Here is a 16,221-nt window from a genome sequence, read left to right as displayed (position 1 = left end):
CGTGTCAACAAAATCTAACATTTTTCTGCATTAAATATCGAACATTTACATAAAACATACTCAAAGTATTCGTATTCTAAAGGGCGCCCCTAAATGTAAGCCCTTTCTTTATCGCTGAGTATAGTATATAACAAAAACACTATATAAAAAAGCCTAATTGTAAAAACAATTAGGCTTTTTTAAGAACTTTTTTCTTGTACATCATTAATGAGTACTTCTCTCGGTTTACTCCCTTCATACGGACCTACTACACCATTCATTTCCATTGCATCAATTAGGCGAGCAGCTCGCGTATAACCTACTCTAAACCTACGTTGTAACATAGAAACAGATGCTGTTTGCATTTCCACTACAAGTTGAACCGCTTCATCATATAATTCATCTTCTACTTCCTGCTTCGTATCAGGAACATCTTGCGGAATCATATCTTCTTGATATTGTGCTTTTTGCTGTCCAATAACATATTCTACAACTCTCTCAACTTCATCATCTGATAAAAATGCGCCTTGTACACGTACAGGTTTCGATGCACCAATTGGTATAAACAGCATGTCTCCACGACCTAGTAGCTTCTCTGCACCACCACCGTCAAGAATTGTACGAGAATCTGTTTGAGAAGATACAGCGAATGCAATACGTGATGGAATATTTGCTTTAATAACACCCGTAATAACGTCAACTGACGGACGTTGCGTTGCAATAATTAAATGAATACCAGCAGCACGAGCCATTTGCGCTAGACGCATAATCGCATCCTCTACATCAGACGAAGCAACCATCATTAAATCTGCTAACTCGTCCACAATTACTACAATATAAGGTAATTCGGGTTGTTTCGCTTCTGATTGACTATTATGCTCTTTTATATAATCGTTGTATCCTTCAATGTTACGTGTACCACTATGAGCAAACAATTCATAACGACGTTCCATTTCACTCACAACTTTTTTCAATGCTTGCGATGCTTTTTTCGGATCAGTTACAACTGGCGTTAACAAATGAGGCACACCGTTATATACATTTAGCTCTACCATTTTCGGGTCAATCATCATTAATTTTACTTCATGTGGTTTTGCACGCATTAAAATACTAACAATAATACCGTTAATACATACACTTTTCCCGCTACCTGTCGCACCAGCTACGAGTAAATGAGGCATTTTATTTAGACGGGCTAATACAGCTTCACCTGTAATATCTCGGCCAAGACCAATTAACAACTTCTCTTCCGGATGATTATTAGCCTTAGAGTCAAGAACTTCCCTCAGCGTTACCATCGAAACTTCTGAGTTTGGAACTTCGATCCCTACAGCTGATTTCCCGGGAATTGGCGCTTCAATACGAATGTCCTTTGCAGCTAAAGCAAGGGCTAAATCATCACTTAAACTGACAATTTTGCTTACCTTTACCCCCATATCAGGATACACTTCATATTTTGTAACTGCAGGACCTCTATGCACTTTTGTTACTTTCGCTTTCACTCCGAAACTTTGGAATGTACGTTCTAATTTACGAGCATTCTCATAAATTTCCGCATTTTCATTTGTAACTTGCTTATTCTTTGGAAATTTTAATATATCAAGTGAAGGAAGCTTGTAATCTTTATTTTCTACATTTGAAAATTGCATAGGAGGTGCTTGCGCTTCACTCTCTAACGATTCAACAATTTTTTCTCCACGCTTTTTCTTTGGTTCTTCAATTGGCGGAGTCTCTTCAATAAACGGTGAAGTGATCAACTCTTCTTGCTCTACTTCGATTCGTTTATCCTCTTCTTCATTTACAGGATAATTCTCAGTGAAATTCGAAATAATCGGAGGATCAATTGAGATTTCTTCCATCGGCTCAATAATTTCTTCTTGTTCTGCAGCACGTTTGCTTCTTGTGCTTCTTGTTGTTTTTTTCTTTTCTGTTTGTTCAGCCGTTCTTTTGGCTCTCCAATCTTTATAATCCCCTTGCATCACTTGAAACTGACTTCTAAGAATTCTACCAACTGGAGCTAACACTTCTCCAATATGCTTATTTGTTATACAAAGTATACCGAGAATAACTAGAATAATACCAATGATATAAGCTCCTACTTCGTCAAATAAGAAGTAACATGTTGCGAACATAAGCGCACCAAACATACCACCACCTAAATGAACGCTATCTGGCCCCTTTTTCATTTCAAGAAAGAAGTTATCTTTCGTACTCACAATAACAGAAGTATTTTGCACTGCTCCATCTTTTGTAAGAAGGTTAAATAATGTAATATGACTAAACATTAATATCGCCAATACAATTAAATAAAATCCAATTAATCGTTTATTTAAAAGGTTCGGCCATCCGCGTTTTATAACAAAGGAAACCGATAAAGCTATTACACCTAACACACCAATTATGTACCACTCACCAAAGAAGAAGCGAAAAAATAACACAAACGATTTCCCTACAACGCCTAGCTGTAAAATCGTAATGATTGAAAGTGCAAAAAGAGTTAAACCGACGATTTCATAATACAAAGTTGGCTTTATCGTACGTCTTGCCTTTGCCTTCGTCCCTCTTTGCTTTTGTTTTGCCATTTCTTCACCTCGTGTTCTACATATAAGTAAAGCTCCCTTCAAAACGCTCTATTTATATGTCTGTTTTCTCTATTTTTCTGGTCTTTATATCTTCTATTTTTACACTTCTTGTAAAATGCTAAATAAACAGAAGAAAGCAGCCTACTCATGGCTGCTCAACCGTCTTGTTTTTTATATTATACCATAGCTTCTAAACAAAATCCTTCTTTTTGCTAAAAGGTTATTTTCTGACCGGGCTCAAACTCTAAATAGTGAAGTGGGTCCGTACTTAGCACACGTACAATAGAATAACATCCATGTTCCTCTTCAGAAACCATTAATTCCACACCATTTATATTTACAACTTTTTGACTTTCACATTGTGAATAATCGACCGGATACACAAGTTGCTCTGGCATAATTGTATATAAAATCATTGTAGCATTGTCCCTTCTGTACTATCTTCCGCACGAACATCTATTAATTCGTTTAATTTTCGAATCGCATTTCCAATACCGCCGACATCATCTATAAGACCGTACTTTACTGCATCCCCACCAATTACATTCGTCCCAATATCTCGCGTTAAATTTCCTTTCGCAAACATAAGCTCTTTAAAACGATCTTCTGTTACTTTCGAGTGCTTCGTCACAAAACGAATGACTCTTTCTTGCATCTTATCCAAATACTCAAATGTTTGTGGCACACCTATGACAAGACCTGTTAAACGAATTGGATGAATTGTCATCGTCGCAGTTTCCGCAATAAACGAATAGTCAGTAGAAACAGCAATCGGTACACCGATGGAATGTCCCCCACCTAAAACTAGAGATACTGTTGGTTTTGAAAGTGAAGCTACCATTTCAGAAATTGCTAGCCCAGCTTCAACGTCACCTCCAACTGTATTTAATATTAAAAGCAAACCTTCAATTTTCGGATTTTGTTCAATCGCAACAATTTGCGGAATGATATGCTCATATTTTGTTGTTTTATTTTGCGGTGGTAATTGAACATGACCTTCCACTTGTCCGATAATCGTTAAACAATGAATACGTGATTCATTCATCTGTGGTACATTTGTCTGTCCAAGCTGTTGAATTTTTTCAACTATTGAAGCCTCTTTTCCAGCTTCTTTTGGCTCAGCTTCTTTTTCTTCATTTGTATATCGATCACGTTCTGTCATTTCGCATCCCCTTTCACTCGTATATAACTATTATTTCTTAAGTTATAAATTTCATTCGATAGGGTTAAAAAGAAAAAAGATCACCCATAAGGGTGATCTTTTTATACTTCCATAATAATCGGTAAAATCATAGGTTTCCTCTTTGTCTCTTCGTACAAGAACTGTCCTAATAATTCACGAATATTTTGTTTTAACATTGACCATTCAATTGAATATTCTTTAATTGACTGCTCAACAATCATACGTACAATCTCTGTAGATCGTTCAATTAACGCTTCTGATTCACGAACATATACGAAACCACGTGAAATGATTTCTGGACCAGAGATAATTTTCTTTTCATCTTTACCAAGCGTTACAACAACTACTAGTATTCCATCTTGAGATAACATCTTTCTATCTCGAAGAACGATATTACCAACGTCACCTACACCTAATCCATCAATTAAAACATTACCAGCTTGTACTTTACCGACTAAGTTTGCTTCATCGTCACCAAAAGCAATTACATCGCCTTTTTCTACGATAAAGATATTTTCTCTTGTAATACCTACATCTTCAGCTAAATATGCATGTGCTTTTTGCATACGGAACTCACCATGTACGGGTACAAAGTACTTTGGTTTCATTAAATTTAACATTAATTTTAATTCTTCTTGGCTACCGTGACCTGACACGTGAACTTTTCGTTCGCCGTAATAAACAACTTCAGCTCCAGCTCTAAATAACAAATCAATAATTTTTGATACAGATATTTCATTACCCGGAATTGGAGAAGCAGCAATGATAACAGTATCACCTTTACGAATTGAAATTTGTTTATGTGCTTGTTTTGCCATTCTAGATAGAGCAGCCATCGGTTCACCTTGACTACCTGTCGTTAAAATAGCTACCTTTTTCTCTGGGAAGTTGTCTACTTCTTGTAATGAAATAACCATACCTTCTGGAACATCTAAATAACCAAGACGTCTTGCGATATCTACTACTTTCACCATACTACGTCCTACTACCGCCACTTTTCTTCCTGTTTCAGCAGCTGCATCAAATACTTGTTGAATACGATGTACATTCGATGCAAATGAAGCAACAATAATACGACCTTCTGCGCCGTAGAACACTTTAGAGATTTCTACACCAACTTCTTTTTCTGAACCTGTATAGCCTGGGCGCTCTGCGTTTGTACTATCAGATAATAAGCAAAGTACGCCTTCATTTCCGATTTGCGCCATTTTCCCAAGGTCTGCTCCACTATTTCCAATTGGCGTTTGATCGAATTTAAAGTCTCCTGTATATACAATCGCACCTTTTGATGTATGGAAACAAACACCAACAGAATCTGGAATACTATGTGTCGTTCCAAAGAATGACACCGTTGTAGTATTAAACTCTACTGTTGAATTTGAATCGATTGTTTTTAAGTCTACACGGCCTAACATACCCGCTTCGCCAAGTTTTTCTTGTATAAGTCCTACTGTTAATTTCGTTGCATATACTGGAATAGATAATTTACGAAGTACGTAAACAATACCACCAATATGATCTTCATGACCGTGAGTAATAAATAAACCTTTTACTCGCTCTTGGTTTTCCACTAAATATGTAATATCAGGAATAACGATATCAATTCCAAACATTTCATCTCCCGGGAACATTAACCCTGCATCTACAATAAAGATTTCAGAATCAATTTCAACACAGTACATGTTTTTCCCGATTTCACCTACTCCACCAAGAGCAAATACTTTAACAGACTCATTCTCTTTTCTCTTCATGTTGTTGCCTGGTTTAAAAATCTTTCAAACACTGATTTCACTAAAATTGCAGAGACACCAGGGGAAACTCTACAACCACCATATATTCACCGTCCAAGACGAATGTCCTTACCGTTATGCGATATCATGTCCTTGTTTATTTTTTAAACCAGGTTTCACCTCTCTTTCATTATATAAATCAAATATCTTATTCGATATGATATGAAAATGTAATCAAATTATAATTTTTACCAATTTTGCTAAGCATACCCGTACTAAGCTACTTAGCCATATTATACCTGATACAAGAAATAGAACACAAGTTAAATCGTGCGAAAGAAAGAGTAAAAGAACGGAATGACAATAAAAGTATCGAACGTATTTCCTTTATATTTACTCCGATTTTATACTCCATATTATTTTGAAGAACTAGCCATACATACGCTAAATTCATTTCATAATAGGGAGTTTCAAGATTTATTTTTCTAGAATCCAACAAAAACACTTACAAAATGGAGTTTTTTTATGAATTACGTCACATTTTAGGGGATTTCTCTAAAAACAGACACCGTGGTTTATTACGTTTATTCCATAATATCTATCATTTTTTGACTCAGTTAAAGGGGGATGATTATTTTCTTATACATATAATGAAGAAGCGATTAATGTTCTTATAAAAACACATATAGGTGAAAAAAAGAGGAAAAGATTTGCATATAATAAAAAATGACCTAGTTCTACACTAGGTCATTTTTTATTAACGAGGGATAGATTGCATAACAGATTGTAACGTTACTCTTTCCTCTTCTGTTAATGGAAGAAGTGGTAAACGTACAGAACCTACATCTAATCCAACCATTTGTAACGCTGTTTTTACTGGAGTTGGACTTGGCGCCATAAATAATGAATCAGTTACTCTTACAAGTAATTGATGTAATTTTTGTGCCTTCTTAAACTCTCCTGCTTGAAATGCTGTAATCATCTCTTGCATTTCGTTTCCGATAACATGAGATGCTACCGAAACGATACCTTTCGCTCCAACTGCCATAGCTGGTAACGTTAAACCGTCATCACCGCTGTATACCGCAAAGTCGTCCGCTGTTTTTTCAATGATTTCTGTCATTGTTAACACATCGCCGCCGGCATCTTTAATAGCAACAATGTTTTCTATTTCTGATAAACGAACAACTGTATCAACGGAGATTTGTACAATAGATCGTCCTGGAACGTTATATAGCATAACCGGAAGCGGCGTGCTTTCAGCAATTGCTTTAAAATGCTGATACATTCCTTCTTGACTCGGTTTGTTATAATACGGTGCTACTAGCATTACTGCATCCACACCAACTTCTGTTGCCTTTTTAGTTAAGTCAATAGAAGCATGCGTATTATTGCTACCTGTTCCAGCGATTACGGGCACTCTTTTATCGACAACAGATACGACATGGCGATATAACGCTACTTTCTCTTCTGAAGTTAATGTAGGAGATTCTCCTGTCGTTCCTCCTACCACGATTGCTGTTGTACCGTTATCAATTAAATAATTTACCAATTTCGTTGTCTTTGCAAAATCGATATTCCCGTTTATATCAAACGGTGTTACCATCGCGGTTGCAATTGTCCCAAAATCTATCATGGTCTCACTCCTTATTGTTCCAGTTGCTTTTCTTTTGAAAGCTCAAACGCACTATGTAATGCATTTACAGCCTCCACTAAATCAGTTTCTTTTACAAGAACCCAAATTGTTGTATGACTATCTGCCGATTGCAGGATTTGAATACCTTTTTCCGCTAAAGCTGTAACGATTTTCGCAGTAACCCCTGGGTATCCTGCCATTCCAGCCCCAACGATAGATACTTTCGCACAATGTTCTGTCACAATCGGCTCATATCCAAGGTTCTGTAATAATTTAACTGCATGACTTGATACATTATCACTCACTGTATATGCTACGCCAGTAGGTGAAATATTAATTAAATCAACACTTATTCCTTCGTTCGCCATCTCTTTAAACACATGTTGTTGCAAATCATATGCCGTTTCTTTTGCAAGCACTTTAATTTGCGTTACGTTTGATACGTGGGCAATGCCTGTAACAGGACGTTCTTCTACATCACGACCTCTTGTAGCACCGTCATATGCTGAAATAAGCGTACCTTCACTATCAGAATACGTAGAACGTACACGAAGTGGCACTTTTGCATGCATCGCAATTTCAACTGCACGTGGATGAACGACTTTCGCACCTTGATAAGCCATGTTACAAATTTCGTTATACGTTACAGTTTGAAGATGACGTGCATCTTTTACAATACGAGGATCCGCAGTCATAACACCTTCTACATCAGTGAATATATCGATGTATTCAGCATGAAGTGCAACACCTAATGCTGAAGCTGAAGTATCACTACCTCCGCGTCCAAGTGTTGTCGTATCACCTTTTTTCGTTTGTCCCTGGAATCCTGTAACGACGATTACATCTACATTTTCTAACTCTTCATGTATACGATCGCAATTCATTTCAATAATCTTTGCATTCGTAAAGTCATCATTCGTTACAAAACCAGCTTGTGCACCATTTAATGCTGCTGCTTTTATACCGTTCTCATTCAACATATTAGAGAAAACAATTGCAGAGATTAACTCTCCACACGATAATAATAAATCTTGCTCACGCTTAGAAATAGTAGATTCCTCTTGATTTACAAGACTTAATAACGTATCCGTTGCATATGGTTCACCTTTACGGCCCATAGCAGATACGACAGTAACTACTTTATAACCAGCAGCTAATGATTTTTTTATATGATGAAGCGCATGCTTACGTCCATTGTCATCACGTACTGATGTGCCACCAAATTTTTGAACAATTATTTTCATATTTTGCACCTTCTCTTAGCCGTTTACACTAATTGTAATTTTACTAAGCTCTCTGCAATTTGAACAGAATTCCATGCAGCGCCTTTTAATAAGTTATCAGATACGACCCAAAGATGGAATCCTTTATCGTTATTTAAATCTTTACGGATTCTTCCAACGAATACTTCGTTTTTACCTACTGCAGTAGCTGGCATTGGATATAACTGCTCTTCTGGATTATCTTGTAGAACAATACCTTCCGCATTTGCAAGTAAGCTCTTTAATTCTGCTACTGTTACGCCTTCTTTTTCTACTTCGATGTAAACAGACTCAGAGTGTCCTGATACAACTGGTAAACGTACACATGTTGCCGCTACTTCTAATTCAGGCATATGCATAATTTTTTTCGTTTCGTTAATCATTTTCATTTCTTCAAACGTAAATCCATTATCTTGGAATTTATCAATCTGTGGAATCGCATTAAAAGCAATTGGGAAATGCTTCTTATCACCTGATACAGGAAGAACATTTGCCTTAACTTCTTCGCCATTTAAGATTGCTTGTGATTGTTCATGCAGTTCTTCAATAGCTGCCGCACCAGCACCTGATACAGCTTGATATGTGGAAACGATTACTCGTTTTAAACCATATTGCTGACGAACTGGCTCAAGAGCTACTACCATTTGAATTGTAGAACAGTTTGGATTTGCAATAATACCATTATGTTCTTTTAAGTCGTTTTCATTTACTTCAGGTACAACAAGTGGCACGTTTTCTGTCATACGGAATGCACTTGTATTATCAACAACAATCGCACCGCGTTTTGCTGCTTCTGGCGCTAATTGTTTCGATACAGATCCACCAGCACTAAATAGTGCAATATCTACTCCTTCAAAGCTTTCAGGAGTTGCCTCTTGAACTGTAAATTCTTCGCCTTTAAATACAAGTTTCTTACCTGCAGATCGTTTAGATGAAAGTAACGTTAATTTCCCGATTGGAAATTCTCGTTTCTCTAAAGTATTTAACATTTGTTCACCAACTGCGCCGGTTGCTCCAACTACAGCGACATGAAAAGTTTTTTGCTTTTCCATCACTATGCCCCTTTCTAGATACCAATCCTTCTATAACTTAGAATCAGAAGGAGTATACAATACCCCTTCTAATCTTAATAACGTTAATTTTATCATATTCTACAGTAAGAATGATGGTTTCATCAAAAATTGTCCGTTTTTTTTCGTTTTTTAATTCATATATCTGAATTTTTCTACGACCACCGGTTGCAATTGCTTCCCTTGCAGCGCTTCTAATACTGTATCTTCCAGTAACTCCATACGAGCTACCATTGAGTTCGGTTTTTTCTCTGGCGCATCTTGACCGAATGGGACGAAGTAGATGTTTTTTGTTGCCATTAGGCGCATGAGATTTACCCCATTTAATCCTAAAGCATCATTCGTCGAAACCGCCAATACGACAGGCTTGCCATTTCTTAGCGTCGCTTTTGCTGCCATTAGTACTGGAGAATCTGTCATTGCATTTGCAAATTTACTCATAGAATTTCCTGTTAAAGGAGCGATTACCATGCAGTCTAATGGAATTTTAGGTCCAAGTGGCTCTGCTCCAACAATTGAATTAATTGCTTTAAAACCTGTTATTTCTTCAATCTTCTTAATCCACTCTGCTCCTTCTCCAAATCTAGTATTTGTTGATTGAACAGTGTATGAAACAACAGGACGTACTTCTGCTCCTTCAGCAATTAATTTTTCTAAGTGCGGCATAACTTCCTCATACGTACAATGTGAACCTGTAAATCCGAAACCAATTCGTTTCCCCTTCAAACTCATTTCTTTTCCTCCTCCTTTGCGATTGCATCTGCTGCTAATAACTGAGAAAGAACATTTGCTAAGATTTGCCCAGCCGTTTTTGGGGCAACAATACCTGGTAATCCAGGTGCTAGCAATGCTTTGACTCCTCTTTTTTCCGCATATCTAAAGTCGGTACCGCCTGGTTTAGAAGCTAAATCAATCACTAACGTATGAGCTGGCATTTTTGCAATAACATTCGCTGTTACAACGAGGTGCGGAATCGTATTAATTACAATATCGATATTTCCTACTTCTTTCTCTATGTCTTGCATATGAAAAGGAGAAAACATCATTTCTGTAATACGTGCAATATGTTCAGATCGTCTTGCTCCAACTTTGACATGGGCTCCTAATGATTGAAATGCTCTCGCAACACTCATTCCTGTTCTACCAAATCCTAGAACCATTACATTGGACCCATGAATTGTATAGTCGGTATGTTGAATTACCATCATTAATGTACCTTCTACCGTTGGAATAGAATTGTATATTGCTACATCATCACGATCAAATAATTTAACAAGTTTTCGGTTCGTAGTAGATACGAGATTTTCCAAGTAAGGTGTACCAATACCTGAATATATAGTAAAGTGTTCTGGTGTATTTTCAATTTGTTCTTTCGTTATTGAAACTTTTTCATTTGAAAAAATAGTATCTACTTCTCCTTTGGCATTTGTACCGGCAACCGGCAAAATAATTGCGTCTACAGAAGTGAAATCTAAATTTTGTATACTTTCTTTTGCTGCCCCTGTGAAACCATGATCTAACTGATCAAAACCTATCAAAGAAAGTTTCGCATCCAATTCAACTAGCTTACGAATTACTTCTAGCTGTCTTGCATCTCCTCCTATGACAGCAATATGCATCTCAGTCAACATTCCCTAATTCACCTTCTTTTTCTGTCATTTATAAGAAAAGTGCCTACTTTTTCTTTTTCCTCCACATCATATGTAATGTACGAGTTTATGGTGATTGAAAATCCAAATGCACATATGATTTATCAGGTTTCTATGTAGATACAAAAAAAGATGACCAAAATGGCCATCCTTCACTCCGAATTTGAACGATCTATACTATCACAAAGAAGCATATCGTGTCCGACTTTCTTTATTTGACTCCATGCCACCCTTACTTCTTGTGGTTCCTTTTTAAAACCTCCCCACTTCCCTACAGGTATTATAAGTGTTTGTATTTGCCCGTCTTTCTCATTAATCTCTAAATCCATATAACCTAAGACTCCCATTTTTTCCGCTTTTTCTATATCTACAACCTCTTTACCACTTAATTCACTTAATCGCATACACACTCCACTCCCCTAATGAATTTTTCATTTGCATTGTCTATAATTAGTACCTATTCTATATGTATAAAAAAAATAACCTTCTCTCATTTAAAAAGAGAGAAGGTTATTTTTTTTACATCGTAAAAATTGATTATAGTTTTATTCCTTTTGGAAGTTTTCCGTCTGGACTAATAAGTGCCGCAGAGAACTCGTCAGTAAACATATTGCGAATTAATCCGTCCACATTTTCTTTTGTTACAGTGTTTACACTTTCAATAATCTCATCAAGTGAACGATGTTTACGAAGAAGCAATTCATTTTTACCGTTACGGCTCATACGGCTATTTGTACTTTCTAAACTTAACATTAAGTTTCCTTTTAATTGCTCTTTACTATTCATAAGCTCTTTTTCTGTAATACCTGTATTTTTCAATGTCTCTAATGTTTCTTGCATTGTTTCATACAATGTATCTAATTGTTGGCTACCTGTTCCACCGTAAAGTGTTAACATGCCTGTATCTTCATAAGAAGAGTGGTAAGAAAATACTGAGTAAGCTAATCCACGTTGCTCACGTACTTCTTGGAATAAACGGCTACTCATGCTACCGCCTAAAACATTATTTAATACAATTAAGTTATAAATATCTTCGTGTCCCATTTGTAAGCCTTTATATCCTAGACATAAATGAGCTTGTTCCGTTTCTTTTTTACGGGCTACCTTATTGAAATGGAAAATTGGGCTATGTACTTGTTCACGGTTTGTTGTTCCTTCATAACTACCGAAATATTGCTCCACTGTTTGTAAAAATGCTTCATCAATATTTCCTGCGATTGATACAACTACATTTTCAGGTGTGTAATGATCTTTTATATATTGACGTAACGTATCACCTGTAAACGTATTAAGCGTTTCTTCTGTTCCTAAAATAGGATATCCAAGTGGATGCGTTTCATATGTTGCTTTCGTTAACATATCATGCACAATATCATCTGGAGCATCTTCGTACATTTTAATTTCTTCACATACGACATTCTTCTCTTTTTTCAATTCTTCTTCATCAAATGTTGAATTAAAGAACATGTCAGCTAATACATCTAAAGCATATTTAGCATGTTCATCTAGTACTTTTGCATAGTAACAAGTGTATTCTTTTGAAGTAAAAGCATTCACTTGTCCACCAATGCTATCAAATGATTCTGCAATTTCGCGTGCACTACGTGTTTCTGTCCCTTTAAAGAACATATGCTCTAAAAAGTGAGAAATCCCGTTATTTTTTTCATTTTCATTTCTTGATCCCGCATGGATCCAAATACCAATCGCAACCGATCTTACAGTTGGTATATTCTCCATAACTATTCTTACACCATTTTTACAAGTATATTTTTTAATCAAAAACTTTCCTCCTACTGCCAGTTTCTCTAAATAAGTGCTATTATTTAATGATAACAAGTTTAAGGATGAATGTCATGCAAATGTATTTAATCCACACGTTTTTCATCCAGTAATTCTGTTATATTCCCCACTTTATATCCTTGTTCCTTCAATTTTTTAATCATTGTATCTAATGCTTCTGCCGTTGACGAAGTAGGATGCATTAATACGATAGCACCTGGGTGTATTTTTCTCATTACTCTCTGCAATAGTACATCTGGCTCAGGTCGCTTCCAATCGATTGTATCGACAGTCCACATAATCGTTCCCATTTGGAAATCATCAGCGATTTTCACGACTTCATCCCGAAAACTTCCACTCGGCGGGGCAAACCATCTTACTTTTTGATTCGTTACTACTTCTATCATTCGATTTGTTTTTTGTAACTGCTCTCGTATTTCATCAGACGATAGCGTTTTCATATTAGGGTGCGTATAAGAATGATTTCCGACTTCTTGATTTGCATCGACAATCATTTTTGCAAATCGTAAATTTTCTTTCACCCAACGTCCTTCTAAAAAGAAAGTCGCCTTCACATCATGCTTTTTCAATATTTCTAATATACGAGGCAAATACTCATTTCCCCATGCCACATTTATTGTTAATCCTACCATTTTTTTATTCGGATGGCCTCTATAAATTGGAGCGGGTGATAAATCTTCTAAATGGACACTCGGTGATACTTCCTTGAATTCAAGGTGTTTTTGATCAAATTCCTTTAGCTTCTTCATATTGTTATAGGATGCTTCCATATCAACTTGTCTTCCATTATATCCTGGTGTTGCTTTCCATATTTTATCAATCATCGCATTTTGAGGTGCAATCTCATATTGTTTTGCATGCTTTTGAATTTCTTCATATAAGTTATCCTGTGCAAAAACAGAATAAGAGCCTAAGCTGACATATAAAGAAAATATACATATGTATGCCAATATACGAACTTTCATATAAACCCTCCCAATTTAACTATATAAAAAACATTTTTCTTCTTATCTTTGTTAATTTGAGCGTTATAATGAAAACTATACCTATGCTGACATAAAAATATATATAAATCATATTTTTACATAACAAAAAAGCCAGTTAAACTGGCTTTTACTTATTGCTGCTCTTGTTTGTTTTCTTCTTTAGCAGCTTCTTTTTCTTGCTCTTCTTTTAGCAATACTTTTCTAGATAGATTTACGCGACCTTGCTTGTCAATCTCGATAACTTTAACCGTAATTACATCACCGATTTTTACAACGTCTTCTACTTTACCTACACGCTCAAGTGCAAGTTCAGAAATGTGAACTAATCCATCTTTACCGCTGAATAATTCAACGAAAGCACCGAATTTCTCAACACGTTTCACTTTTCCTTCGTAGATTTCACCTACTTGTACTTCGCGAACGATATCTTCGATAATTTTCTTAGCTTTGTCGTTCATTTCTTGGTTTATTGAAGAAATGAATACTGTGCCATCTTGCTCGATGTCAATTTTAACGCCAGTTTCTTCAATAATTTTATTGATTTGTTTACCGCTCGGTCCGATAACGTCACGGATTTTATCTGGATTAATTGTCATTGTAATAATCTTTGGAGCGTACGCTGATAATTCAGTGCGTGGCTCTGGAATAACAGATAACATATGATTTAGAATGTGCACACGACCAACTTTCGCTTGTTGTAATGCCTCTTCTAAAATTTCACGAGATAGACCATCGATTTTAATGTCCATTTGTAGTGCAGTTACACCTTGTGCTGTACCTGCTACTTTAAAGTCCATATCACCTAAATGATCTTCCATACCTTGAATATCAGATAAAATTGTGTAATGCTCACCAGTTTTAACTAGACCCATTGCAATACCTGCAACTGGAGCTTTAAGTGGAACACCAGCATCCATCATTGCTAAAGTACTACCACAAATACTTGCTTGTGAAGTAGAACCATTTGATTCTAAAACTTCAGATACAAGACGTACTGTGTATGGGAAATCTTTTTCAGATGGAATTACAGGCTCAAGTGCGCGTTCTCCTAGTGCACCGTGACCGATTTCACGACGACCTGGTCCACGCATTGGTCTTGTTTCACCAACACTAAATGATGGGAAATTGTAATGGTGCATAAAGCGTTTTGATTCTTCTACGCCAAGACCATCTAAAATTTGCACATCGCCTAATGCACCTAATGTACAAATACTTAATGCTTGTGTTTGTCCACGAGTGAACAAACCAGAACCGTGTGTACGAGATAAAATACCAACCTCTGATGCTAATGGGCGGATTTCGTCACCTTTACGGCCATCTGGACGGATTTTTTCAACTGTAATAAGACGACGTACTTCTTCTTTTACAATTTTATATAAAATCTCATTTACTTGTCCTAATGTATCAGCGTCAGCTTCCTGCGCTTCGTAATGCTCAATAACACGCTTTTTCACTTCGTTAATTGCATCTTCACGTGCATGTTTCTCATGTACTTGAATTGCTGAATGCATATCTTCTTCAGCCATTTCACGTACAGCTTGGTTAAGATCAGCGTCAACTTCATAAAGTTTCACTTCTGATTTCTCTTTACCTACAGCTTGTACAATCTCTTCTTGGAATGCAATTAGACGTTTAATTTCGTCATGACCAAACATAATTGCTTCTAACATTGTTTCTTCAGGTACTTGATCTGCTCCTGCTTCAACCATGTTAATCGCATCTTTCGTACCAGCTACAACTAAGTGGATATCACTTTGTTCTTGCTGTTCTACTGTTGGGTTAATAACGAATTCGCCATTAATACGGCCAACTGTCGCACCAGCGATTGGACCTTCAAATGGAATATCTGAAATCGATAACGCTAATGAAGAACCAAGCATAGCTGCCATTTCAGAAGAACAATCTTGATCAACACTCATTACAATGCTGACAACTTGTACTTCATTACGGAAGCCATCTGCGAATAGCGGACGAATTGGACGGTCGATTAAACGACTTGCCAAAATTGCTTTTTCACTTGGACGACCTTCACGCTTAATAAAACCGCCAGGAATTTTTCCGACTGCATATAAACGCTCTTCATAGTTTACTGTAAGTGGGAAGAAATCTACATTTTTTGCTTCTTTTGATGCAGTTGCTGTAGATAGAACCGCTGTATCGCCATATCTTACTAATACTGCTCCGTTCGCTTGTTTTGCAAGCTGACCAGTTTCAACTGTTAGCTGGCGACCAGCTAAATCTATCGAGAAGACTTGCTTTTCTTGACTCATTTAAGTACCCCTCTCAATTTAAAGTATTCAATTCTTCTATGTAAATGGATAGTATATCACAATATTCTACCTCT

General features: G+C 36.5%; 13 protein-coding genes. All 13 read right to left on the bottom strand.

The window, feature by feature from the left end; genetic code table 11:
• Positions 1 to 179 precede the first annotated feature (179 nt).
• Positions 180 to 2,561: a DNA translocase FtsK gene (locus tag MR136_RS04810; RefSeq protein WP_001118782.1), complete on the bottom strand. Its 2,382-nt coding sequence runs from the start codon at positions 2,559 to 2,561 to the stop codon at positions 180 to 182.
• A 212-nt stretch (positions 2,562 to 2,773) separates the two neighbouring features.
• Complete coding sequence (locus MR136_RS04805) at positions 2,774 to 2,977, bottom strand: YlzJ-like family protein (RefSeq protein WP_000605036.1); 204 nt, start codon at positions 2,975 to 2,977, stop codon at positions 2,774 to 2,776.
• Entirely contained in the window at positions 2,974 to 3,723 is a 750-nt protein-coding gene (gene tepA, locus MR136_RS04800) for a translocation-enhancing protein TepA (protein ID WP_000139806.1), read from the bottom strand. The genes MR136_RS04805 and tepA overlap by 4 nt, the downstream gene beginning before the upstream one ends.
• Before the next feature lie 101 nt (positions 3,724 to 3,824).
• Positions 3,825 to 5,495, bottom strand: coding sequence for a ribonuclease J (locus MR136_RS04795; RefSeq protein ID WP_000823089.1), 1,671 nt, complete (start codon positions 5,493 to 5,495; stop codon positions 3,825 to 3,827).
• Positions 5,496 to 6,231: 736 nt separating this feature from the next.
• Positions 6,232 to 7,110: a 4-hydroxy-tetrahydrodipicolinate synthase gene (dapA, locus tag MR136_RS04790; protein ID WP_000564763.1), complete on the bottom strand. Its 879-nt coding sequence runs from the start codon at positions 7,108 to 7,110 to the stop codon at positions 6,232 to 6,234.
• Positions 7,111 to 7,121: 11 nt separating this feature from the next.
• Positions 7,122 to 8,354 (bottom strand): aspartate kinase, encoded by a 1,233-nt coding sequence (dapG, locus tag MR136_RS04785; RefSeq protein ID WP_000692451.1) that lies wholly within the window; start codon positions 8,352 to 8,354, stop codon positions 7,122 to 7,124.
• Positions 8,355 to 8,377: 23 nt separating this feature from the next.
• The gene (gene asd, locus MR136_RS04780) at positions 8,378 to 9,424 is read right to left on the bottom strand and encodes an aspartate-semialdehyde dehydrogenase (protein WP_000414847.1); all 1,047 of its coding nucleotides are present in this window, start codon (positions 9,422 to 9,424) and stop codon (positions 8,378 to 8,380) included.
• A 150-nt stretch (positions 9,425 to 9,574) separates the two neighbouring features.
• The gene (gene dpaB / locus MR136_RS04775; protein WP_000053596.1) at positions 9,575 to 10,174 is read right to left on the bottom strand and encodes a dipicolinate synthase subunit B; all 600 of its coding nucleotides are present in this window, start codon (positions 10,172 to 10,174) and stop codon (positions 9,575 to 9,577) included.
• Positions 10,171 to 11,073, bottom strand: coding sequence for a dipicolinic acid synthetase subunit A (gene dpaA, locus MR136_RS04770; RefSeq protein WP_000954735.1), 903 nt, complete (start codon positions 11,071 to 11,073; stop codon positions 10,171 to 10,173). Before dpaA ends, dpaB begins: the two co-directional genes overlap by 4 nt.
• Positions 11,074 to 11,243: 170 nt before the next feature.
• Entirely contained in the window at positions 11,244 to 11,495 is a 252-nt protein-coding gene (locus tag MR136_RS04765) for a YlmC/YmxH family sporulation protein (RefSeq protein ID WP_001239759.1), read from the bottom strand.
• A gap of 133 nt (positions 11,496 to 11,628) precedes the next feature.
• The gene (locus MR136_RS04760; protein WP_000592996.1) at positions 11,629 to 12,870 is read right to left on the bottom strand and encodes a M16 family metallopeptidase; all 1,242 of its coding nucleotides are present in this window, start codon (positions 12,868 to 12,870) and stop codon (positions 11,629 to 11,631) included.
• Between the two features lie 86 nt (positions 12,871 to 12,956).
• Positions 12,957 to 13,856, bottom strand: coding sequence for a polysaccharide deacetylase family protein (locus tag MR136_RS04755; protein WP_017672874.1), 900 nt, complete (start codon positions 13,854 to 13,856; stop codon positions 12,957 to 12,959).
• 152 nt (positions 13,857 to 14,008) lie between these two features.
• Complete coding sequence (pnp, locus tag MR136_RS04750; protein WP_000076737.1) at positions 14,009 to 16,147, bottom strand: polyribonucleotide nucleotidyltransferase; 2,139 nt, start codon at positions 16,145 to 16,147, stop codon at positions 14,009 to 14,011.
• Positions 16,148 to 16,221: the final 74 nt, after the last annotated feature.

Source organism: Bacillus cereus group sp. BfR-BA-01311, assembly GCF_022664295.1.
In the GTDB taxonomy this organism is placed as follows: Bacteria; Bacillota; Bacilli; order Bacillales; family Bacillaceae_G; genus Bacillus_A; species Bacillus_A cereus.
The sequence above is the reverse complement of the archived record's forward strand: the minus strand, read 5'-3'. Positions and strand labels throughout refer to the sequence as shown.

Bases quoted from the DNA above. Each gene is read 5' to 3' on its own strand.
- pnp (WP_000076737.1), bottom strand. From the start codon at position 16,147: ATGAGTCAAGAAAAGCAAGTCTTCTCGATAGATTTAGCTGGTCGCCAG.
- dpaA (WP_000954735.1), bottom strand. From the start codon at position 11,073: ATGTTGACTGAGATGCATATTGCTGTCATAGGAGGAGATGCAAGACAG.
- MR136_RS04755 (WP_017672874.1), bottom strand. From the start codon at position 13,856: ATGAAAGTTCGTATATTGGCATACATATGTATATTTTCTTTATATGTC.
- tepA (WP_000139806.1), bottom strand. From the start codon at position 3,723: ATGACAGAACGTGATCGATATACAAATGAAGAAAAAGAAGCTGAGCCA.
- MR136_RS04765 (WP_001239759.1), bottom strand. From the start codon at position 11,495: ATGCGATTAAGTGAATTAAGTGGTAAAGAGGTTGTAGATATAGAAAAA.
- MR136_RS04795 (WP_000823089.1), bottom strand. From the start codon at position 5,495: ATGAAGAGAAAAGAGAATGAGTCTGTTAAAGTATTTGCTCTTGGTGGA.
- asd (WP_000414847.1), bottom strand. From the start codon at position 9,424: ATGGAAAAGCAAAAAACTTTTCATGTCGCTGTAGTTGGAGCAACCGGC.
- MR136_RS04805 (WP_000605036.1), bottom strand. From the start codon at position 2,977: ATGATTTTATATACAATTATGCCAGAGCAACTTGTGTATCCGGTCGAT.
- dapA (WP_000564763.1), bottom strand. From the start codon at position 7,110: ATGATAGATTTTGGGACAATTGCAACCGCGATGGTAACACCGTTTGAT.
- dpaB (WP_000053596.1), bottom strand. From the start codon at position 10,174: ATGAGTTTGAAGGGGAAACGAATTGGTTTCGGATTTACAGGTTCACAT.
- dapG (WP_000692451.1), bottom strand. From the start codon at position 8,354: ATGAAAATAATTGTTCAAAAATTTGGTGGCACATCAGTACGTGATGAC.
- MR136_RS04810 (WP_001118782.1), bottom strand. From the start codon at position 2,561: ATGGCAAAACAAAAGCAAAGAGGGACGAAGGCAAAGGCAAGACGTACG.